The 21,259-nt window shown below is 67.5% G+C and carries 18 protein-coding genes and 1 tRNA gene; 10 read left to right on the top strand and 9 right to left on the bottom strand.

Annotated features, from left to right (window positions below; genetic code table 11):
- Nucleotides 1-288: 288 nt before the first annotated feature.
- From OHA58_RS17800 to rpmH, 8 genes are all read right to left on the bottom strand, one after another.
- Entirely contained in the window at nucleotides 289-1,392 is a 1,104-nt protein-coding gene (locus tag OHA58_RS17800; protein ID WP_405479820.1) for a ParB/RepB/Spo0J family partition protein, read from the bottom strand.
- On the bottom strand, nucleotides 1,389-2,465 hold the full coding sequence (locus OHA58_RS17795) for an AAA family ATPase (RefSeq protein ID WP_100597223.1): 1,077 nt from the start codon (nucleotides 2,463-2,465) through the stop codon (nucleotides 1,389-1,391). Before OHA58_RS17795 ends, OHA58_RS17800 begins: the two co-directional genes overlap by 4 nt.
- Nucleotides 2,466-2,944: 479 nt before the next feature.
- A complete protein-coding gene (gene rsmG / locus OHA58_RS17790) occupies nucleotides 2,945-3,661 on the bottom strand; it encodes a 16S rRNA (guanine(527)-N(7))-methyltransferase RsmG (RefSeq protein ID WP_116512079.1) in 717 nt (238 codons plus the stop codon).
- Between the two features lie 106 nt (nucleotides 3,662-3,767).
- Entirely contained in the window at nucleotides 3,768-4,280 is a 513-nt protein-coding gene (locus OHA58_RS17785; RefSeq protein WP_393872973.1) for a protein jag, read from the bottom strand.
- 15 nt (nucleotides 4,281-4,295) lie between these two features.
- Nucleotides 4,296-5,585, bottom strand: a complete 1,290-nt coding sequence (gene yidC / locus OHA58_RS17780) for a membrane protein insertase YidC (RefSeq protein ID WP_405479817.1) — start codon at nucleotides 5,583-5,585, stop codon at nucleotides 4,296-4,298.
- Nucleotides 5,586-5,588: 3 nt separating this feature from the next.
- Nucleotides 5,589-5,948 carry a membrane protein insertion efficiency factor YidD gene (gene yidD, locus OHA58_RS17775; protein ID WP_100597227.1) on the bottom strand — a complete coding sequence of 120 codons (360 nt, stop codon included), beginning with the start codon at nucleotides 5,946-5,948 and terminating at the stop codon, nucleotides 5,589-5,591.
- Nucleotides 5,945-6,316: a ribonuclease P protein component gene (rnpA, locus tag OHA58_RS17770; protein ID WP_329572174.1), complete on the bottom strand. Its 372-nt coding sequence runs from the start codon at nucleotides 6,314-6,316 to the stop codon at nucleotides 5,945-5,947. Before rnpA ends, yidD begins: the two co-directional genes overlap by 4 nt.
- Nucleotides 6,317-6,334: 18 nt before the next feature.
- Nucleotides 6,335-6,472: a 50S ribosomal protein L34 gene (gene rpmH, locus OHA58_RS17765; protein WP_100597229.1), complete on the bottom strand. Its 138-nt coding sequence runs from the start codon at nucleotides 6,470-6,472 to the stop codon at nucleotides 6,335-6,337.
- Between the two features lie 375 nt (nucleotides 6,473-6,847).
- Here rpmH and dnaA point away from each other — a divergent pair, with 375 nt between their 5' ends.
- The 9 genes from dnaA to OHA58_RS17720 all read left to right on the top strand — a co-directional run bounded on the left by dnaA (nucleotide 6,848) and on the right by OHA58_RS17720 (nucleotide 19,687).
- Complete coding sequence (gene dnaA, locus OHA58_RS17760) at nucleotides 6,848-8,860, top strand: chromosomal replication initiator protein DnaA (RefSeq protein WP_405479814.1); 2,013 nt, start codon at nucleotides 6,848-6,850, stop codon at nucleotides 8,858-8,860.
- Nucleotides 8,861-9,751: 891 nt separating this feature from the next.
- Nucleotides 9,752-10,882, top strand: a complete 1,131-nt coding sequence (dnaN, locus tag OHA58_RS17755; RefSeq protein WP_116512073.1) for a DNA polymerase III subunit beta — start codon at nucleotides 9,752-9,754, stop codon at nucleotides 10,880-10,882.
- Nucleotides 10,883-11,059: 177 nt separating this feature from the next.
- On the top strand, nucleotides 11,060-11,935 hold the full coding sequence (gene gnd / locus OHA58_RS17750; RefSeq protein WP_405479811.1) for a phosphogluconate dehydrogenase (NAD(+)-dependent, decarboxylating): 876 nt from the start codon (nucleotides 11,060-11,062) through the stop codon (nucleotides 11,933-11,935).
- A gap of 103 nt (nucleotides 11,936-12,038) precedes the next feature.
- Nucleotides 12,039-13,163 (top strand): DNA replication/repair protein RecF, encoded by a 1,125-nt coding sequence (gene recF, locus OHA58_RS17745; protein WP_405479809.1) that lies wholly within the window; start codon nucleotides 12,039-12,041, stop codon nucleotides 13,161-13,163.
- Complete coding sequence (locus OHA58_RS17740) at nucleotides 13,160-13,702, top strand: DciA family protein (RefSeq protein ID WP_326712088.1); 543 nt, start codon at nucleotides 13,160-13,162, stop codon at nucleotides 13,700-13,702. The genes recF and OHA58_RS17740 overlap by 4 nt, the downstream gene beginning before the upstream one ends.
- A gap of 275 nt (nucleotides 13,703-13,977) precedes the next feature.
- The gene (gene gyrB / locus OHA58_RS17735; RefSeq protein WP_405479806.1) at nucleotides 13,978-16,071 is read left to right on the top strand and encodes a DNA topoisomerase (ATP-hydrolyzing) subunit B; all 2,094 of its coding nucleotides are present in this window, start codon (nucleotides 13,978-13,980) and stop codon (nucleotides 16,069-16,071) included.
- 42 nt (nucleotides 16,072-16,113) lie between these two features.
- Entirely contained in the window at nucleotides 16,114-18,741 is a 2,628-nt protein-coding gene (gyrA, locus tag OHA58_RS17730; protein ID WP_405479804.1) for a DNA gyrase subunit A, read from the top strand.
- A gap of 18 nt (nucleotides 18,742-18,759) precedes the next feature.
- On the top strand, nucleotides 18,760-19,422 hold the full coding sequence (locus OHA58_RS17725) for a DUF3566 domain-containing protein (RefSeq protein ID WP_405479802.1): 663 nt from the start codon (nucleotides 18,760-18,762) through the stop codon (nucleotides 19,420-19,422).
- Between the two features lie 191 nt (nucleotides 19,423-19,613).
- Nucleotides 19,614-19,687, top strand: a tRNA-Ile gene (locus OHA58_RS17720).
- A gap of 631 nt (nucleotides 19,688-20,318) precedes the next feature.
- Here the strand turns inward: OHA58_RS17720 and OHA58_RS17715 are convergent.
- Nucleotides 20,319-20,657 (bottom strand): DUF6344 domain-containing protein, encoded by a 339-nt coding sequence (locus OHA58_RS17715; RefSeq protein ID WP_405479800.1) that lies wholly within the window; start codon nucleotides 20,655-20,657, stop codon nucleotides 20,319-20,321.
- 315 nt (nucleotides 20,658-20,972) lie between these two features.
- Here OHA58_RS17715 and OHA58_RS17710 point away from each other — a divergent pair, with 315 nt between their 5' ends.
- Complete coding sequence (locus OHA58_RS17710; protein ID WP_003999697.1) at nucleotides 20,973-21,101, top strand: DLW-39 family protein; 129 nt, start codon at nucleotides 20,973-20,975, stop codon at nucleotides 21,099-21,101.
- Nucleotides 21,102-21,259 lie beyond the last annotated feature (158 nt).

Here is a 21,259-nt window from a genome sequence, read left to right as displayed (position 1 = left end):
CGTCACGGGCGGCTGTCAGAGCGCTCCGTTCCCTGAGCAGGCTGCCGACGAAACCGCCGACCGCGCCCAGCCCGAGACCCGCGGTCATCAGCCCGGCACGACTCACCGATTGCATGACCCGCCTCCCGCGTGAGGTGACTTTGAGGGGTGCGCTCTTCCCTGTCGCATCGTATCCACGAAGCGATTCCATCGATACCGACAGAAAGCAAAGAGCAGGCCATGTTCCGGTACACACCGGACACGGCCTGCTCTCGCGAGTCGTGTCGAACGGGACCAACCCCCGTTCTCCTAGCCCTCGTTCTCCTGGTCCTCGTCCTCCGTCGCTCCGTGCTGGAGGACGGGTCCCTCACCCGGAGCGAGCTGACCGAGGATGCGCTCCAGATCGTCCATCGAGGCGAACTCGACGACGATCTTGCCCTTCTTCTGCCCGAGGTCGACCTTCACCCGCGTCTCGAACCGGTCGGACAGGCGCGTGGCGAGCTCGCTGAGCGCCGGCGAGAGACGAGTCCCGGCCCGCGGACCCTTGGCTCGCGCCGTGCTCGTAGGACGTGAGCCCATCAGCGTCACGATCTCCTCGACGGCCCGCACCGAGAGACCTTCGGCGACGATCCGGTGAGCGAGACGGTCCTGCTCCTCCGAGTCCTCCACGGAGAGCAGGGCACGCGCATGGCCGGCCGACAGCACGCCCGCGGCCACCCGGCGCTGAACGGCCGGAGAGAGCTTCAGGAGCCGCAGCGTGTTGGAGACCTGCGGCCGCGAACGCCCGATCCGATCGGCCAACTGGTCGTGCGTGCAGTTGAAGTCCTTCAGCAACTGGTCGTAGGCGGCAGCCTCTTCCAGCGGGTTCAGCTGAGCGCGGTGCAGGTTCTCCAGGAGCGCGTCGAGGAGAAGCTTCTCGTCGTCCGTCGCCCGGACGATCGCCGGAATGCGCTCCAGACCGGCCTCGCGGCAGGCGCGCCAGCGGCGCTCACCCATGATGAGCTCGAAGCCCGACGAGCTCAGCTGCCGTACGACGACGGGCTGGAGAAGCCCGACTTCCTTGATTGAGGTGACGAGCTCGGCGAGGGCGTCCTCGTCGAACACCTCGCGCGGCTGACGCGGGTTGGGCGTGATGGCGTCAATCGGAAGCTCGGCGAAGTACGCTCCCGCCGGCGTTTCCGGAGCGTCCACCGGCCCGCCGAACAAGTCCTCTGTTTCATGTGAAACATGGGGCTGCGGAAGCGAGGCAACCTTCGCCGCCGCCACTCCACGCTCCGCCGTCAGGACGGGCCCGGCGGAGGGCGAGCCGGAGGCACCTCCCATCGCGCTGCCTGGTGCCGTCTTGTCGGGGGTGGGGGCTGCTGGAATCAGTGCGCCGAGGCCACGGCCCAGTCCCCTCCGTCGCTCGCTCACTGGATACCCTCCACCGTGCTGTGCTGGTCAAGTTGAGTGCCCGTATGGGCGTGCTGAGCGTCGTAGCGGATGCCGACCCCGCGCAGCGCCATCTCCCGCGCCGCCTCGAGGTAGGAGAGTGCGCCGCTCGACCCCGGATCATAGGTGAGCACCGTCTGCCCATAGCTCGGGGCCTCGGAGATGCGCACGGAGCGCGGGATGCTCGTCCGCAGGACCTCTTCACCGAAGTGGCTTCGGACCTCGTCGGCGACCTGCGACGCCAGTCGGGTACGGCCGTCGTACATCGTGAGCAGGATCGTCGACACATGCAGATCCGGGTTCAGATGCCCGCGCACCAGATCCACGTTGCGCAGGAGCTGCCCCAGGCCCTCCAGCGCGTAGTACTCGCACTGGATCGGGATCAGCACCTCGGCGCCGGCGACCAGAGCGTTAACCGTCAGCAGGCCGAGCGACGGAGGGCAGTCGATGAGGATGTAATCCAAGGGCTGCTCATACGCCTGGATCGCGCGCTGCAGTCTGCTCTCGCGTGCCACCAGCGAGACCAGCTCGATCTCTGCACCGGCGAGATCGATGGTGGCGGGGGCGCAGAAGAGGCCCTCCACATCGACCACGGGCTGTACGACTTCGGAGAGCGGCTTGCTCTCGACCAACACGTCGTAGATCGAAGGGACTTCGGCGTGGTGGTCGATGCCCAGAGCCGTGGAGGCATTGCCCTGCGGATCCAGGTCGATCACCAGCACGCGGGCACCGTGCAGTGCCAGCGAGGCGGCAAGGTTGACCGTTGTGGTGGTCTTGCCGACCCCGCCCTTCTGGTTGGCAACCACCATGACGCGGGTCTGCTCAGGTCGCGGCAGGCCCTCGCCTGCGCGACCAAGGGCTTCTACCGCCAGCTGGGCAGCACGACCGATAGGGGTGTCGTCCATCGGAGGCGGTGTTTCACGTGAAACATCCTCCCCCACCGACTCGGTACGGGGACCGGGGACCGGATCGGTCATCGGTCCCGCGATGTTGGCGTCGGACCGCAAGGATTCACTCTCCTCGACTTCAGGCTCGCAATGAACAGAGCCTCCCATGCTTTTGGGGTCGTGAACCAGCGAGGCCCTGTCTTCTGTGGAGGAAACGGCCTCTGTGGACAACTCCGTGCCCGATTCAAGGGATCCGAGAGGCCTACGGTCGCGGGGTGCAGCCGCGGCGCGACCGCGACTGATGATGCCATGCAGCAGTGAGCGACGTTTCACGTGAAACACGATGCACCGCAGGCCGGTCGGCACCCGTGCGACACCCCGACATACATACGTTTGGCAGGTTTCACGGAGTACGGGTCCTCGTCAGGACGGATCAGCGGCAACCCACCGACGCCCCTCGGTGCCGTCCAATGCGTGAGCTGCCGACACCAGACGCTGGAGACCCACGAGACAAGCGTCACCTAAAAATCGAAGGCAGCTCGGATAAAAGCAATGGCCGCTCCGGTCCCAAGGACCCGAGCGGCCATCACCGCGAGAAACACATTGTCGCCTAGAACACAGCAGACGCTGGAAGACGAGGAGCAACGTCAGCGTCGACGCCGGACCCGCCCGACGCGAGCTGCCTTGGCGCGCTTCGCCGCGAAGCGCACACCACCGGGGCTCTCCCCGACCTCGACACGCACCACGGTCGAGAGCGGATCCACCACGCCCTCTCCGACGTGAAGCACCGAGGTGGCCACCGCGCCGAGCTTGCTCAGGGCAGCCCCCGCGCTCTTGACCTCTTCCTCGGCAGTGTCGCCCTTGAGGGCCAGCATCTCGCCGTACGGCCGCAGCAGCGGGACTCCCCACGCCGCGAGACGGTCCAGCGGAGCGACAGCGCGCGCCGTCACCACATGGACGGGAGTCAGCTTGCCGAGGACCTCTTCGGCACGGCCGCGTACCACGGTCACATGGTCGAGGCCGAGGAGCTCGACGACCTCGGTGAGGAAGGTCGTGCGCCGCAGCAGCGGCTCCAGGAGCGTGATCTTCAGGTCGGGCCTGACCAGGGCCAGCGGGATACCGGGCAGGCCGGCACCGGAGCCCACGTCGCACACGGTGACGCCCTCCGGCACGACCTCGGACAGCACGGCGCAGTTCAGGATGTGCCGCTCCCACAGCCGGGGCACTTCCCGGGGACCGATGAGACCACGCTGCACCCCCGCGTCGGCCAGCAGCTCCGCGTACCGGACCGCGTCCGTGTAGCGCTCGCCGAATACCGCTCGGGCCTGTTCAGGAGCCGGGGGAAGCTCTGCTGCCTCCGTCACGTGGACCGTCCTTCCGTACCGCGCTACCGCGTTGGGTGGCTGACTATCAGGCTGACAAAGATCGGCCCCGCCTGCGAACAGACGGGGCCGTAGAGCGACGTACCGCTCAGGCAGGGAGCACGACGACGAAGCGCTGCGGCTCCTCGCCCTCGGACTCGCTGCGCAGGCCGGCGGCCTTGACCGCGTCGTGGACGACCTTGCGCTCGAAGGGCGTCATCGGGTCGAGCTTGACCGGCTCGCCGTTGCTCTTCACCTCAGCCGCGGCCTTGGCTCCCAGCTCGGAGAGCTCCGCACGCTTCTTCGCACGGTAACCGGCGATGTCCAGCATGAGGCGGCTGCGGTCCCCGGTCTCCCGGTGGACCGCCAGACGGGTCAGCTCTTGGAGGGCCTCGAGAACCTCACCGTCGCGGCCGACCAGCTTCTGCAGGTCGCGGGTGGACGCGTCGCTGACGATCGAGACGGCGGCGCGGTCGGCCTCGACGTCCATGTCGATGTCGCCGTCGAGGTCGGCGATGTCCAGCAGACCCTCGAGGTAGTCCGCCGCGATCTCGCCTTCCTGCTCGAGGCGAGTCAGGGTGTCGCTGCCCTCAGGAGCGGCGGAGGTGATGCCTTCCGTCACGGGATGGACTCCTTCTTACTTCTTGGACGGGGACTTGGGCCGCTGCGGGCCCTTGCGCTGTCCGGACTTGGCTTTGCTGCGGGCAGGGGTGCCGGAAGCGGGCTTGCCACCGGCCGGCTTGGCCTCGGGCTTGGCGTCTTCCGCCTCGTCCTTCTTCTCGAGGGACGTGGGCTCCGGCGCGTCGGACTCGTCCTTGGCCGCGCCCTGGGCGGTGCCGTGCTGGCGCTGCGACTTGGACTGGCGCTTGGGCTGCTGCCGCTTCGGCGTACCGCCCGTCGTCTGAGTCCCGTCCTCGTCCTCGGTCAGGGTGCCGGCCGTGCTCTTGATGACCGTTCCGTCGGCCTGGGCGGCGAGGTTCACCTTGGTCAGGCCGTTGATGAACTTGCGCTCGAACTCGTTGCGGTCACGGCCCTTGGCGACGATCGCCTTCACGATGCCGCGCTCCCGACGGTTGCGGGTCTTCTCAGCGTGCGTGACGTGCTTGAGCAGGCGCTCCAGGTGGGCGGCCTGGGCCTTGCTGCCCGGGGTCGGGTTCTGGCGGATGACGTACATCTGCTGGCCCATGGTCCACACGTTGGTGGTCAGCCAGTAGACGAGAACACCGACCGGAAAGTTGATGCCGAAGACGGCGAACATGACCGGGAAGACGTACATCAGCATCTTCTGCTGCTGCATGAACGGCGTCTTGACCGTCATGTCGACGTTCTTCGTCATCAGCTGGCGCTGCGTGTAGAACTGCGACGCCGACATCAGGACGATCATGATCGCGGTGACGACGCGGACGTCGGTCAGCGTGGCGCCGAGCGAGGCGACCTTGTCCGCGGAGTCGGTGAACTTGGCTGCGAGCGGGGCGCCGAAGATGTGCGCCTTACGCGCGCTCGCCAACAGGTTGTCGTCGATGACACCGATCGTGGTGCCCGTCGCGATGCCGTTGAGCACGTGGTACAGGGCAAAGAAGAACGGGGACTGCGCCAGGATGGGAAGGCACGAGGAGAGCGGGTTGGTACCCGTCTCCTTGTACAGCTTCATCATTTCTTCGGACTGGCGCTGCTTGTCGTTCTTGTAGCGCTCCTGGATCTTCTTCATCTCGGGCTGCAGTGTCTGCATTGCCCGAGTGGCCTTGATCTGCTTCACGAAGAGCGGGATCAGGCAGATACGGATCAGGATCACCAGGGACACGATGGACAGGCCCCAGGCCCAGCCCGTGTCCGGGCCGAAGATCGCCCCGTACAACGAGTGGAACTGGACGATGACCCACGAAACTGGTGTCGTGATGAAACTGAAAAAACCGGCAATCGTGTCCACTAATCAAGCTCCTTGAGCATGGGACGGGGTCTCGGCGGCGGGGCTCGAGGGGCTGGTGTGGCCGCACTCTGAAGGCGCGCCGGCGGCGGAAGGCCCGCCCTTGCGTTCGCGCCAGGCGTTACGCAGCATTTCGTGCCACCGCGGACGCTTGCGCGGCGGAACGTGGTCGACACCGCCGAGCGACCACGGGTTGCACCGGAGGATGCGCCAGGCGGTGAGAGCTGTTCCCTTGATCGCACCGTGACGGTCGATCGCTGTGAAGCCGTAGTGGGAACACGACGGGTAGTACTTGCACACAGGCCCCAGCAGAGGGCTGATGGTCCACTGGTAGAGCTTGATCAAAGCAAGCAGCGGGTATTTCATCGCGCGCCCCCTCCCAGCAGCCGCTGAAGGGCGGCATCCAGGTCTCGGGCCAGCTGTGCATGGTCGGCGTCACCCGAGCCGGGCAACGCACGTACGACTACCAGGCTACCGGGGGACAAAAGTGCGAGTCGGTCGCGCATGAGGTGGCGAAGCCTGCGCTTCACCGCGGTACGTACGACAGCTCCACCGACTGCCTTGCTGACGACGAAACCCGCACGCGTCGGGGGAACGCTCTCCCCAGGCGCGTGCGGGTCCGTTGCACCGCTACGTAGATGGACGACAAGGAGCGGGCGGCCAGCCCGACGTCCTCGGCGTACCGCGGTCGCGAAGTCTTCGCGCCGCCTCAGCCGATTCTCGGAAGGCAGCACGTCATGACCTGTACGCGATCAGGCGGACAGCTCGGCGCGACCCTTGCCACGGCGGTTCGCGAGAATCGCGCGGCCGGCACGGGTACGCATCCGCAGGCGGAAGCCGTGGGTCTTGGCGCGACGACGGTTGTTCGGCTGGAAGGTGCGCTTGCTCACTCGGGGGCTCCAGAAATGATCGTGTAGTGGCGGGACATCGCCTGGCTGTCACCGTGCGCCCACGAGAAGCTCGCGTATACGCACCGAGTGCACCGCTTCACAATCACAGATCGTGATCTTTGCCCATCGGAGGCAGGCGGCAGCAGCCATCGACAACTCGACCTGGTCACGGTACGCGCGGCTAGTCCATCCGGTCAAACCGGCATCGAGTGAGGGACACTGTGCACAGCCTGTGGACAACAACTTGAACCGCACCGGTTGCCCTGACTACCGTGGCTGAACTCCGATTCGTTCCCTTCTCACCGCCCCACCCCGATTTTCTTCCGACCCGTCCCAGAACCACACCTTCGTGGGACCTGCGAGAGAGCGTGCCCTGTGGCTGACGTACCTGCCGATCTTGCCGCAGTGTGGCCACGAGTTCTGGAGCAGCTCCTCGGGGAGGGCCGTGGGCAGGGCGTCGAGACGAAGGACGAACACTGGATCCGGCGCTGCCAACCTCTCGCACTGGTCGCCGACACCGCGCTGCTCGCCGTACCGAACGAGTTCGCGAAGGGCGTACTCGAGGGACGGCTCGCGCCGGTCGTGGCCGAGACGCTGAGCCGCGAGTGCGGCCGCCCGATCCGGATCGCGATCACGGTGGACGACTCCGTCGGTGAACAGCCCGTCCCGTCCGCACCCCCCGTACAGCAGCACCGCTACGAAGAGCCCGAGCTGCCGTCGGCCCAGGGCCAGGGCCAGAACCAGCCCCATGAGCCGTACGACCCGTACGGCCGCCGCGCGGACGACCATGCGCAGGGCCCCCGAGGCGACCAGTCCCAGGGCGCCCGCGCCGACCAGCTCCCGACCGCCCGCCCCGCGTACCCGGACTACCAGCGTCCGGAGCCGGGCGCCTGGCCGCGGTCGCAGGACGAGTACAGCTGGCAGCAGCCGCGGCTCGGCTTCCCCGAGCGCGACCCGTACGCGAACCCGCCCCAGCAGCCGCAGCACGACTACCGGCAGCAGGAACGCTCCCCGTACGAGCAGCAGAACGAGCGCTCCCCTTACGAACAGCAGCAGGAACGCTCTCCTTACGAGCAGCAGGAGCGGTCGCCCTACGACCAGCAGTCGGACCGCAACGGTTACGACCAGCAGGTCGAACGCTCCGGATACGAGCAGCAGTCCGAGCGGTCGTCGTACGAGCAGCAGATGTCCGACCGTCAGGGGCGGCACGGCCGGCACGAGCGCCGTGACCTCAACGACGGTCCCATGGGCGGCCGCCCCGGGCAGGACGGCGGGCGCACCGGTCGCGGTGTCCCCAGTGGTGCCCCCGGACCGCTCGCCGCGCAGCCCGCGCCCGCGACGGGTCCCGGCGAGCCGACCGCGCGGCTGAACCCGAAGTACCTCTTCGACACCTTCGTCATCGGTGCCTCGAACCGTTTCGCCCACGCGGCCGCGGTCGCCGTCGCCGAGGCTCCGGCGAAGGCGTACAACCCCCTCTTCATCTATGGGGAGTCGGGGCTCGGCAAGACCCACCTGCTGCACGCGATCGGGCACTACGCGCGCAGCCTGTACCCGGGCACGCGTGTGCGTTACGTGAGCTCGGAGGAGTTCACGAACGAGTTCATCAACTCGATCCGCGACGGCAAGGGCGACAGCTTCCGCAAGCGGTACCGCGAGATGGACATCCTTCTTGTCGACGACATCCAGTTCCTCGCGGACAAGGAGTCGACGCAGGAGGAGTTCTTCCACACCTTCAACACGCTCCACAACGCGAACAAGCAGATCGTGCTCTCCAGTGACCGGCCGCCCAAGCAGCTGGTGACCCTGGAGGACCGGCTGCGCAACCGCTTCGAGTGGGGTCTGATCACCGACGTCCAGCCGCCCGAGCTGGAGACCCGAATCGCCATCCTTCGTAAGAAGGCGGTGCAGGAGCAGCTGAACGCTCCGCCGGAGGTCCTCGAGTTCATCGCGTCCCGCATCTCGCGCAACATCCGCGAGCTGGAGGGGGCGCTGATCCGGGTCACGGCGTTCGCGTCGCTGAACCGGCAGCCGGTGGACCTCGGTCTGACGGAGATCGTCCTCAAGGACCTGATTCCCGGCGGCGAGGACTCGGCCCCCGAGATCACGGCGCCGGCGATCATGGCGGCGACGGCCGACTACTTCGGTCTGACGGTGGAGGACCTGTGCGGATCGTCGCGCAGCCGCGTCCTGGTGACGGCACGCCAGATCGCGATGTACCTGTGCCGTGAGCTCACCGACCTGTCCCTGCCGAAGATCGGGGCGCAGTTCGGCGGCCGCGACCACACGACCGTCATGCACGCGGACCGCAAGATCCGCGCGCTGATGGCCGAGCGGCGGTCCATCTACAACCAGGTCACCGAGCTCACCAACCGCATCAAGAACGGCTGACAGCAGCCTTCAGACCCCTCTGTACGCCATCGAAGGGCGCCCCGGGACAACTCCTGGGGCGCCCTTCTTCGTTGCGGCAGGACGGCGCGGCCGGACGCGGTGTTCGATTCCGGTCCCTGGTTACGGGTGTTCTCCACAGATGTGCGGACTTTCTTGCGTCCACACCCTGGGGACTGCCAAGTTGTCCAGACTGTGTCCACAGGGCCCCGTGCTGAATGACCATCAGACCAGGTCAGGCGGCTGTGGATTCGTGGACAAAAGTTCTCCACAGGGTGTGGACAAGATCTTCCTCCACAGGATGTGGGTTTCGTTGTCCACCGTCGACCCACAGCTCAGCGGCCCTTGTGCACAGCTGCGGGCGGCTTCTCCACACGGCTGTCCACTGTTCGGCAATGCAACGCGCAAAATCACCGTGCCGAGTGAAAGGCGTCACATCAAGGGGTGTGGTTGGGCTGTGGGGAACCGGGGTAAAGCTGGGGACAGCCCTGGGGAGAAGTAGCCCCGTCCTGTGTATCGGGTGTGCAGAACTTTTCCCCGTCCACAGAGAACCCCGGTTGTCCACCGCTCGCGCCCACAGGCCCGGTGGACAAAAAACCGACTCTGACCTGCGAAAAGGCAGTTATCCACGGTTTCCACAGCCCCTACTACTACTCCCAACTAGAGAGAGCTGGGAATCAGGATCGAAGTGGGGGCTGTGCACAACTCGGGGCCCGGTGCCCGACAGCGGGTCGGCACGACTTGACCCCGAGCGGCAACGACTGTCAGCGCCGTACGTCAGACTGTTCCCCGGTGTCCTTCCCATGTGGCGGCTGAGCGACACCGAGTCACACGACGAAGACCGAAGACCAACGCAGGGCGAGAGCAGCCAGCAACAGCAGGAGGCGGCTTACGGTGAAGATCCGGGTGGAACGCGATGTACTCGCGGAGGCAGTGGCCTGGGCGGCGCGCAGCCTCCCGGCCCGACCGCCTGCGCCGGTCCTCGCGGGCCTTCTCCTGAAGGCCGAGGAGGGCGCACTGAGCCTTTCGAGCTTCGACTACGAGGTCTCGGCGCGGGTCTCGGTCGACGCGGAGATCGACGAGGAGGGCACCGTCCTCGTCTCAGGCCGGCTCCTGGCGGACATCTGCCGTGCCCTGCCGAACCGTCCGGTGGAGATTTCCACAGACGGTGTACGAGCGACCGTGGTCTGCGGCTCCTCGCGATTCACACTCCACACCCTGCCTGTGGAGGAGTACCCGGCACTGCCGCAGATGCCGACCGCGACGGGCACCGTCCCCGGTGAGGTCTTCGCCTCCGCCGCGGCCCAGGTGGCCATTGCTGCCGGCCGTGACGACACGCTGCCGGTGCTCACGGGTGTACGCATCGAGATCGAGGGCGACACGGTCACCCTCGCGTCCACCGACCGCTACCGCTTCGCGGTCCGCGAGTTCCTGTGGAAGCCGGAGGACCCCGAGGCGTCCGCGGTCGCCCTGGTGCCCGCCAAGACGCTCCTGGACACCGCCAAGGCGCTCACGAGCGGTGACACGGTCACCCTGGCCCTGTCGGGCTCCGGCGCCGGTGAGGGTCTCATCGGCTTCGAGGGCGCGGGCCGCCGTACGACGACGCGTCTGCTCGAGGGCGACCTGCCGAAGTACCGCACCCTGTTCCCGACGGAGTTCAACTCCGTGGCCGTGATCGAGACCGCCCCCTTCGTGGAGGCCGTCAAGCGCGTGGCCCTCGTCGCCGAGCGGAACACCCCGGTGCGGCTCAGCTTCGAGCAGGGCGTGCTGATCCTGGAGGCCGGCTCCAGCGACGACGCACAGGCTGTGGAAAGGGTCGACGCCCAGCTCGACGGCGACGACATCTCGATCGCCTTCAACCCGACGTTCCTCCTGGACGGCCTGAGCGCGATCGACTCCCCGGTCGCCCAGCTCTCCTTCACGACCTCCACGAAGCCGGCGCTGCTCAGCGGCAGGCCCGCCGTGGACGCCGAGGCGGACGACGCGTACAAGTACCTGATCATGCCGGTGCGGCTGTCCGGCTGACGTTCCACAGGGCATGGCCGCCGGGCGTTCGCCTGAGCGGCTATGCCCACAGGTGTGCGTGAGCTCCCCCTCTGCCCGAAAGGCGTGGGTGGTACCCCCAGGTTTAGGCTCGGAACACAGGTGCGGGAGTGCCTCACGCACCACCTCACGCCCCGTCGCAACTTAAGGAACCACCTGATGGAGCTCGGTCTCGTCGGTCTCGGCAAGATGGGCGGCAACATGCGCGAGCGCATCCGCCGCGCAGGCCACACCGTCATCGGATACGACCGCAATCCGGACCTCGCGGACGTCCACAGCCTCGGAGAGCTTGTGGGCAAGCTCAAGGCCCCGCGCGTGGTGTGGGTGATGGTCCCCGCCGGCGGCGCGACCCAGGCCACCGTCGACGAGCTCGCCGAACTCCTCGAGCCGGGCGACGTCGTCGTGGACGGCGGCAACTCGCGCTGGACCGACGACGAGAAGCACGCCGTCGAGCTGGGCATCAAGGGCATCGGCTTCGTCGACTGCGGCGTCTCCGGCGGCGTCTGGGGCCTGGAGAACGGCTACGCCCTGATGTACGGCGGCAGCAAGGAGCACGTCGCCAAGGTCCAGCCGATCTTCGACGCCCTCAAGCCGGAGGGCGAATTCGGCGCCGTACACGCGGGCAAGGTCGGCGCGGGCCACTTCGCGAAGATGGTTCACAACGGCATCGAGTACGCCATGATGCAGGCCTACGCCGAGGGCTGGGAGCTGCTGGAGAAGGTCGACTCGGTCACCGATGTGCGTGAGGTCTTCCGCTCCTGGCAGGAGGGCACGGTCATCCGTTCCTGGCTGCTCGACCTGGCGGTCAACGCGCTGGACGACGACGAGCACCTGGAGAAGCTGCGCGGCTTCGCCGCCGACTCCGGTGAGGGCCGCTGGACCGTCGAGGCGGCCATCGACAACGCGGTGCCGCTGCCCGCGATCACCGCGTCCCTCTTCGCGCGCTTCGCGTCGCGCCAGGAGGACTCGCCGCAGATGAAGATGATCGCCGCGCTGCGCAATCAGTTCGGCGGCCACGCCGTCGAGAAGAAGTAGCCCGGAAAGCGACCCACAAAGCGAACGCACAACGCATCCACGAAGCTCCACGACGAAGTAGTCCACACCCGCTCCACACCTTGGGGGAGGTCGGCGAACGACCATGCACGTGACGCATCTGTCGCTGGCCGACTTCCGCTCGTACGCCCGGGTCGAGGTCCCTCTCGAACCGGGCGTCACCGCGTTCGTGGGCCCGAACGGGCAGGGCAAGACCAACCTCGTCGAGGCCGTCGGCTATCTCGCCACCCTTGGCAGCCACCGGGTCTCCTCGGACGCGCCGCTGGTCCGCATGGGCGCCGAGCGCGCTGTCATCCGGGCCGCGGTCCGGCAGGGCGAGCGCCAGCAGCTCATCGAGCTCGAACTCAACCCGGGCAAGGCGAACCGCGCCAGGATCAACCGGTCCTCGCAGGTCAGACCCCGTGATGTGCTCGGCATCGTGCGCACGGTCCTGTTCGCGCCGGAGGACCTCGCGCTCGTCAAGGGCGACCCCGGCGAGCGCCGCCGCTTCCTCGACGAGCTGATCACGGCCCGCTCCCCGCGCATGGCTGGTGTCCGGTCCGACTACGACCGTGTACTCAAGCAGCGCAACACGCTCCTCAAGTCGGCCGCGCTCGCCCGCAGGCACGGCGGCCGGTCCATGGACCTGTCGACCCTCGACGTGTGGGACCAGCACCTCGCGCGCGTAGGCGCCGAGCTGCTCGCCCAGCGGTTCGACCTGATCGCCACGCTCCAGCCGCTCGCCGACAAGGCGTACGAACAGCTGGCGCCCGGCGGCGGGCCGCTCGCCCTGGAGTACAAGCCGTCCTCGCCCGAAATCGACGGCCACGCGCGCGAAGAGCTCTACGAGCAGCTGATGGCCGCCCTCGAAGCGGCCCGCAAACAGGAGATCGAGCGGGGCGTGACCCTCGTCGGACCGCACCGCGACGACCTGGTCCTCAGGCTCGGCCAGCTGCCGGCGAAGGGGTACGCCAGCCATGGCGAGTCCTGGTCGTACGCGCTGGCGCTGCGCCTGGCCTCGTACGACCTGCTGCGGGCCGAGGGGAACGAGCCGGTGCTCGTGCTCGACGACGTCTTCGCGGAGCTCGACGCGCGGCGCAGGGAGCGCCTCGCCGAGCTGGTCGCCCCCGGCGAGCAGGTCCTGGTGACGGCCGCGGTGGACGACGACGTGCCGGGCGTCCTGGCGGGCACGCGGTACGCGGTGTCCGAAGGCACGGTGGAGCGGGTATGAGCGAGAACACATCCGGCGACGTCCCGCCGAAGGCCCCCGAGCCGTCCGGCGTCGACCTCGCGCGCGTGGCCCTGCGGGCCGCGAAGGAACAGGCACGCGCGCGTGGAGTGGCCGACCAGCAGAAGAAGCAGGCCCGGCGCGGCGGCGGACTGAGGTCCGGGGCGCGTGCCGACGGCCGCGACCCGGTCGCGTTCGGCGCGGCGATCAACCGGCTGATCACCGAGCGCGGCTGGGAGGCGCCGGCCGCCGTCGGCGGTGTCATGGGCCGCTGGCCGGAGATCGTGGGCGAGGACCTCGCCAGGCACTCCGAGCCCCTGAAGTACGACGAGGACGAGCGTGTCCTGACCGTCCAGTGCGACTCGACGGCCTGGGCGATGCAGCTGCGGTACCTGGCTCCGACGCTGGTGGCGCGGCTCAATGAGGACCTCGGGCACGGCACCGTACGGCTCCTGAAGATCCTTGGGCCCAACGGCCCCGCCCGCCGCTTCGGCCCCCTGCGCGCCCCCGGAAGCAAGGGCCCCGGCGACACCTACGGGTGAGTCCGGAGAGCCGCCGGCCGGGCGTTGACACCCGGTTGACGCCCGGAAGCGCTGAGTGCCGCTGTGAGCCTCTTGGAGCCCCGGGACGCATATGGGGAGTCGGCAGAGGCCGGTTCAGGGCGGCACATGCGGACTCAGGTACCGGCAAACCCCCATCACTGTCAGCGCTACCGGTAGACTGAGAGTTAATCCCGCCCCACTTGTGGGACACACCGAGCAACGCTGACTATCGCTGAACGACGCAGCCGCTCCGGCCACCGCCGGGAGCTTGGCTTGTGCTGTGCCAGAAAGGGCGCTTCGTGGCCGATTCCGGCAACCCCAACGAGAACATCCCGTCCACTGCCGCCGACGCCGTCGGCGAGGCCCCCGCGGAGGCAAAGTCCTCCGGCGAGGTGACCTCGGCGTACGACGCCAGCGCCATCACAGTCCTCGAGGGTCTGGACGCGGTCCGCAAGCGGCCCGGCATGTACATCGGCTCGACCGGTGAGCGCGGACTGCATCACCTCGTGTACGAGGTCGTCGACAACTCCGTCGACGAGGCGCTGGCCGGCCACGCGGACACGATCGACGTCACGATCCTCGCCGACGGCGGTGTGCGCGTCGTCGACAACGGCCGCGGCATCCCGGTGGGCATCGTCCCCTCCGAGAACAAGCCGGCCGTCGAGGTCGTGCTGACGGTCCTGCACGCGGGCGGCAAGTTCGGCGGCGGCGGCTACGCGGTCTCCGGCGGTCTGCACGGCGTCGGCGTCTCTGTCGTGAACGCCCTGTCGAGCAAGGTATCCGTCGAGGTCAAGACCGACGGCCACCGCTGGACGCAGGACTACAAGATGGGCGTCCCGACGGCCCCGCTCGTCAAGCACGAGGCCATTGACGAGACCGGCACCTCGGTCACTTTCTGGGCCGACTCGGACATCTTCGAAACCACCGACTACTCCTTCGAGACGCTCTCGCGGCGCTTCCAGGAGATGGCGTTCCTCAACAAGGGTTTGACGATCAAACTCACTGATGAGCGCGAGTCGGCGAAGGCCACCGCCGGGGCGGACGAGGCGGGTGCGGACGAGAAGGACGAGGTCAAGACCGTCACGTACCACTACGAGGGCGGCATCGTCGACTTCGTGAAGTACCTCAACTCCCGCAAGGGAGACGCGGTGCACCCCACCGTCATCGACCTCGAAGCCGAGGACAAGGACAAGAGCCTGTCCCTCGAGGTCGCGATGCAGTGGAACAGCGGCTACAGCGAGGGCGTGTACTCCTTCGCGAACATCATCCACACCCACGAGGGCGGCACGCACGAGGAAGGCTTCCGCGCTGCGCTGACCTCGCTGATCAACAAGTACGCGCGCGACAAGAAGCTGCTGCGCGAGAAGGACGACAACCTCACGGGCGACGACATCCGCGAGGGTCTGACCGCGATCATCTCGGTCAAGCTGAGTGAGCCCCAGTTCGAGGGCCAGACCAAGACCAAGCTGGGCAACACGGAGGCGAAGACCTTCGTCCAGAAGGCGGTCTACGAGCACCTGAACGACTGGCTGGACCGCAACCCGAACGAGGCCGCGGACATCATCCGCAAGTCCATCCAGGCGGCCACCGCGCGCGTGGCGGCCCGCAAGGCCCGCGACCTGACGCGCCGCAAGGGCCTCCTGGAGACGGCGTCGCTGCCGGGCAAGCTCTCCGACTGCCAGTCGAACGATCCCACCAAGTGCGAGATCTTCATCGTCGAGGGCGACTCCGCCGGCGGCTCGGCCAAGTCCGGCCGCAACCCGCAGTACCAGGCCATCCTGCCCATCCGAGGCAAGATCCTGAACGTCGAGAAGGCGCGGATCGACAAGATCCTGCAGAACCAGGAGATCCAGGCGCTGATCTCCGCCTTCGGCACCGGAGTCCACGAGGACTTCGACATCGAGAAGCTCCGCTATCACAAGATCATTCTGATGGCGGACGCCGACGTCGACGGCCAGCACATCAACACCCTGCTGCTGACCTTCCTGTTCCGCTTCATGCGCCCCCTCGTCGAGGCCGGCTACGTGTACCTGTCGCGCCCGCCGCTCTACAAGATCAAGTGGGGTCGTGAGGACTTCGAGTACGCGTACTCGGACCGCGAGCGCGACGCCCTGACCGAGCTCGGCCGCCAGCAGGGCAAGCGGATCCGTGAGGACTCGATCCAGCGCTTCAAGGGTCTCGGCGAGATGAACGCCGAGGAGCTGCGCATCACCACGATGGACATCGAGCACCGCGTGCTCGGCCAGGTCACCCTCGACGACGCCGCCCAGGCGGACGACCTGTTCTCCGTCCTGATGGGCGAGGACGTCGAGGCACGCCGCTCGTTCATCCAGCGCAACGCCAAGGACGTCCGCTTCCTCGACATCTGAGTCGGTCTCAGCTGACCGCATCAGAAAGGATCTTCACCAGCAATGACCGACGAGAACACTCCCCCCACGCCTGAAGAAGGCGCCGAGATCAGCGTCACGGTCGAAACGGTGCCCGTAGAGGGTGCCCAGCGCATCGAGCCCGTCGGGCTCGAGACCGAGATGCAGCGCTCGTACCTCGACTACGCGATGTCCGTCATCGTGTCGCGCGCCCTGCCCGACGTACGGGACGGCCTCAAGCCCGTCCACCGCCGCGTCCTCTACGCGATGTACGACGGCGGCTACCGGCCCGAGAAGGGCTTCTACAAGTGCGCCCGCGTCGTCGGCGACGTCATGGGCAACTACCACCCGCACGGCGACTCCTCGATCTACGACGCCCTGGTCCGCCTGGCGCAGCCGTGGTCGATGCGTATGCCGCTGGTGGACTCGAACGGAAACTTCGGCTCCCCGGGCAACGACCCCGCGGCCGCCATGCGCTACACCGAGTGCAAGATGGCGCCGCTGTCCATGGAGATGGTCCGTGACATCGACGAGGAGACCGTCGACTTCACGGACAACTACGACGGCCGCTCCCAGGAGCCGACCGTCCTGCCGGCCCGTTTCCCGAACCTGCTGATCAACGGCTCGGCGGGCATCGCGGTCGGCATGGCCACCAACATCCCGCCGCACAACCTGCGCGAGGTCGCCTCCGGCGCCCAGTGGTACCTGGAGAACCCGGAGGCCTCGCACGAGGAGCTCCTGGACGCGCTCATCGAGCGCATCAAGGGCCCGGACTTCCCGACCGGCGCCCTGGTCGTGGGCCGCAAGGGCATCGAGGAGGCGTACCGCACGGGCCGTGGCTCCATCACGATGCGCGCGGTCGTCGAGGTCGAGGAGATCCAGAACCGCCAGTGCCTGGTGGTCACCGAACTCCCGTACCAGGTCAACCCGGACAACCTCGCGCAGAAGATCGCCGACCTGGTGAAGGACGGCCGCGTCGGCGGCATCGCCGACGTCCGCGACGAGACCTCGTCGCGCACCGGCCAGCGCCTCGTCATCGTCCTGAAGCGCGACGCCGTCGCCAAGGTCGTCCTCAACAACCTCTACAAGCACACCGACCTCCAGACGAACTTCGGCGCCAACATGCTGGCGCTCGTCGACGGCGTGCCGCGCACCCTCTCCCTGGACGCCTTCATCCGCCACTGGGTGAGCCACCAGGTCGAGGTCATCGTCCGCCGTACGAAGTTCCGCCTGCGCAAGGCCGAGGAGCGCGCCCACATCCTGCGCGGCCTCCTGAAGGCCCTGGACGCCATCGACGAGGTCATCGCGCTCATCCGGCGCAGTGACACCGTCGAGATCGCCCGCGAGGGCCTCATGGGCCTCCTGGAGATCGACGAGATCCAGGCCAACGCGATCCTCGAGATGCAGCTGCGCCGACTGGCCGCCCTGGAGCGCCAGAAGATCGTCGCCGAGCACGACGAACTGCAGATCAAGATCAACGAGTACAACGCGATCCTGGCCTCGCCGGAGCGCCAGCGCCAGATCATCAGCCAGGAACTCGGGGCGATCGTCGAGAAGTTCGGCGACGACCGGCGCTCCAAGCTGGTGCCCTTCGACGGCGACATGTCCATGGAGGACCTGATCGCCGAAGAGGACATCGTCGTCACCATCTCGCGCGGCGGCTACGTCAAGCGCACCAAGACGGTCGACTACCGCTCGCAGAAGCGCGGCGGCAAGGGCGTACGCGGCACGAAGCTCAAGGAAGACGACATCGTCGACCACTTCTTCGTGTCGACGACGCACCACTGGCTGCTGTTCTTCACGAACAAGGGCCGCGTCTACCGCGCGAAGGCGTACGAGCTCCCGGACGCCGGCCGTGACGCTCGCGGCCAGCACGTGGCCAACCTGCTGGCCTTCCAGCCGGACGAGTCGATCGCCGAGATCCTCGCGATCCGCGACTACGAAGCGGCCCCCTACCTGGTCCTCGCCACAAAGGGCGGCCTCGTAAAGAAGACCCCCCTCAAGGACTACGACTCGCCCCGTTCGGGCGGCGTCATCGCCATCAATCTCCGCGAGACGGAGGACGGCTCCGACGACGAGCTGATCGGCGCCGAGCTGGTCTCCGCCGAGGACGACCTGCTGCTCATCAGCAAGAAGGCGCAGTCCATCCGCTTCACCGCCACGGACGACGCGCTGCGCCCGATGGGCCGTGCCACATCCGGTGTGAAGGGCATGAGTTTCCGCGAGGGCGACCAGCTGCTCTCGATGAATGTCGTCCGGCCGGGTACGTTCGTGTTCACCGCCACCGACGGCGGGTACGCGAAGCGGACCGCCGTCGACGAGTACCGCGTCCAGGGCCGCGGTGGCCTCGGCATCAAGGCCGCCAAGATCGTGGAGGACCGCGGTTCGCTCGTCGGCGCGCTGGTGACCGAGGAGACGGACGAGATCCTCGCCATCACGCTGTCGGGCGGTGTGATTCGTACGCGAGTCAACGAGGTCAGGGAGACGGGCCGTGACACCATGGGCGTCCAACTGATCAACCTGGGCAAGCGCGATGCCGTGGTCGGTATCGCTCGTAACGCCGAGGCCGGTCGCGAGGCGGAGGAGGTCGACGGTGACGTCATCGTCGACGAGTCCGCCGAGGTCGAGACGGCTGTCGAAACGGACGAGGGCACTGAGTCCACGACCGAGTAGCGCGAGGAGTGAGTCATCGTGAGCGGAGCCACGGGCGCCGGATCGACCGGTACGGAATCGGACGGCGGCCGTGGCCCCGCCACTGACTCGAACGACTCGCACGAGTCTCATGGATCCCAGGGGGGAACTGTGACGGACACCCGAGGTCCGCAGACGCAGCAGTACGCGGCCGACACGGACGGGGCGCTGCCCGGGGAGAGGCAGCAGCCTCCGCAGCCCTCGCAGCCGTACCACCCGCCGCAGGCCTACCAGGCGGCTCCGCCGGCCGGAGCGGTCCGCAGGCCGCGCACGGGGGCCCGCACGACGCCTCGTACGCGCAAGGCGCGACTGAGGGTCGCCAAGGCCGATCCGTGGTCGGTGATGAAGGTCAGCTTCCTGCTCTCCATCGCGCTCGGCATCTGCACGATCGTCGCGGCCGCGGTGCTGTGGATGGTCATGGACGCCATGGGCGTCTTCTCGACCGTGGGCGGCACGATCTCCGAGGCCACGGGCTCGAACGAGTCCAACGGCTTCGACCTCCAGTCGTTCCTGTCGCTGCCGCGCGTCCTGATCTTCACGTCGATCATCGCGGTCATCGACGTCGTCCTGGCGACGGCGCTGGCCACGCTCGGCGCGTTCATCTACAACCTCTCCGCGGGCTTCGTGGGCGGCGTCGAGCTGACCCTCGCCGAGGACGAGTAGCAGCCGGGCAGTAGCCGCGCAGCAGCCGCTTCGGTCGCTGCGACACATGTGGAGCGCATTCCCTGACGGGGGTGCGTTCCACAGGCGTTTTGGCCGGTGGAGCGGGGTCCCGGCTATCGATTTTGGGACTGGCCGGGTCGTGCGCTAATCTTCAGAGGTCAGCGCGCGGGACACACACCGCAAAGCGCGGCGGGGCTATAGCTCAGTTGGTTAGAGCGCATCCCTGATAAGGATGAGGCCACAGGTTCAAATCCTGTTAGCCCCACAAGACAGAAACCCTCAACCCATCGTGGTTGGGGGTTTTTGGCGTCTCTGGGGGCGGCGGGGCAGGGCCGTTGTCCGTGGGCGCACGCCGAGAAGACCCTCAGCCTGTGGTGGCCGGGGTCGTGAAGGTCGAGGGCGCGGGGAGCGCGGTCTATCGGTGTCGTGCTGTCGTGCTGTCGCGGTTCAGCAGTGGGGCGCTTTGCCTGCGGTTGGTGCCGTCTGGATCTGGAGTGCGGCCGGCAGGTTCGGGGCGTGGCTGCGCTGATGAAGCGCTGCCTGGTGCCGCCGCCGTGGCTCTGCGGTGCCGCGCTGCAGTGGTGCGGGTGGTGCCGCGCTGCTGTGGTGCGGGTGGTGCGTCGGTCTGTGGTGCTCGTACTCGTGCTTGTACTGGCTGCTGAGCGGCGCTGTCGGCTTGGGCCGATGAACCGTGCTGCCGGACGTTCTCTGCGGTGGTGCCTGCCGGTGGTACCTGTCGGTCTTCCTCACGGGCTGTTCTTGCGGTGGAGCTTTTGCTGCGGAGGGTCTGCCGCGGTTCCACAGGGCCGGCCTTCTTGCCGTTGCCGCTTTCGTCACCGCTGCTGTCACTGCTGGTGTCACTGCTGGTGGAGCTTCGTCTTTACGTACTGCTGTTGCTACGACTGCGAGTGGAGCGCGTTGATTCCTGCCGCGGTCTCTTCGAACTCGTTCCCGGACTCCGTGTCGGCCGGCGGGCGGTGGCGGCAGCTGGGGGAGGAACCGTGGGCCTCGGCGCGGATGCGCTGCTTCATTGTGGGAGGCAGGGACCGTTTGAAGGCCCAGGGGGCCCGGACGGCGGTAGCGGCGGGGGTGCTCACCGCCGCGTTGCGGGTGCCCTCCGTCTGCTGTACGGGCGTGGCCGCGGCGGCCGGGGACGTGAGACCCATCGCGGTCAGCACCGCGAGGAAGGCGGTGATGAGGACGGTCCACAGCTTGATGACCTTGTTGGTGGCCATGATCCCTCACTTTCGGGTTGGGCGATTTGCGTACTTTCCTCATGATGTGTATGCGGGCTCCGGAGTGGGGGACCGACGCCCGTGGCGCGTCGATGTTCAGATGAACACCACTCGGATGGGCGTAATCGCCCCGTAAGGCCGCCAATCACGCCGAATGTCACATTCTGCGAAGTGTGATCGGAGCTCCGTCATCCGCTTCGACTGGTCGTCGGGGTGCGGGAGTTGGGCCCGGGTGCAGGTCACCGATCGGTATCGGTCGGTGTGTATAGTCGGGCGCCAGAGGTCCCCTACGTCAAAGAAAGACGAGGTCGCGCGGTGAAGAAGCTTCTCCTGGTCGCACTGGCCGCCATCGGCGGGCTCCTCGTGTACCGCCAGATCCAGGCGGATCGCGCCGAGCAGGATCTGTGGACGGAGGCGACTGACTCCGTGCCCACGGGTTCGTGAGTATCGACGACAGTCTCTTCAGGGCCCCGATCGCATGAGCGGTCGGGGCTTTGTGCTGTTCGGGGTGGGGCTGGGCGTGAGGCCACCCTGGGCCGTTTATTCGCTTAAGTAAATTATTTGCTTGCTTTGGTGAATGTCGGTGGGGCGCATGGGGACCT

Source organism: Streptomyces sp. NBC_00009, assembly GCF_045040855.1.
GTDB classification, from domain to species: Bacteria; Actinomycetota; Actinomycetes; order Streptomycetales; family Streptomycetaceae; genus Streptomyces; species Streptomyces aureus.
This window is presented reverse-complemented; position numbering and strand designations above follow the sequence as displayed.

Coding starts and splice junctions, on each gene's coding strand:
- OHA58_RS17795 (WP_100597223.1), bottom strand. CDS start 2,465: ATGGGAGGCTCTGTTCATTGCGAGCCTGAAGTCGAGGAGAGTGAATCC.
- OHA58_RS17740 (WP_326712088.1), top strand. CDS start 13,160: ATGAGCGAGAACACATCCGGCGACGTCCCGCCGAAGGCCCCCGAGCCG.
- yidD (WP_100597227.1), bottom strand. CDS start 5,948: ATGAAATACCCGCTGCTTGCTTTGATCAAGCTCTACCAGTGGACCATC.
- recF (WP_405479809.1), top strand. CDS start 12,039: ATGCACGTGACGCATCTGTCGCTGGCCGACTTCCGCTCGTACGCCCGG.
- gyrA (WP_405479804.1), top strand. CDS start 16,114: ATGACCGACGAGAACACTCCCCCCACGCCTGAAGAAGGCGCCGAGATC.
- OHA58_RS17715 (WP_405479800.1), bottom strand. CDS start 20,657: ATGGCCACCAACAAGGTCATCAAGCTGTGGACCGTCCTCATCACCGCC.
- gnd (WP_405479811.1), top strand. CDS start 11,060: ATGGAGCTCGGTCTCGTCGGTCTCGGCAAGATGGGCGGCAACATGCGC.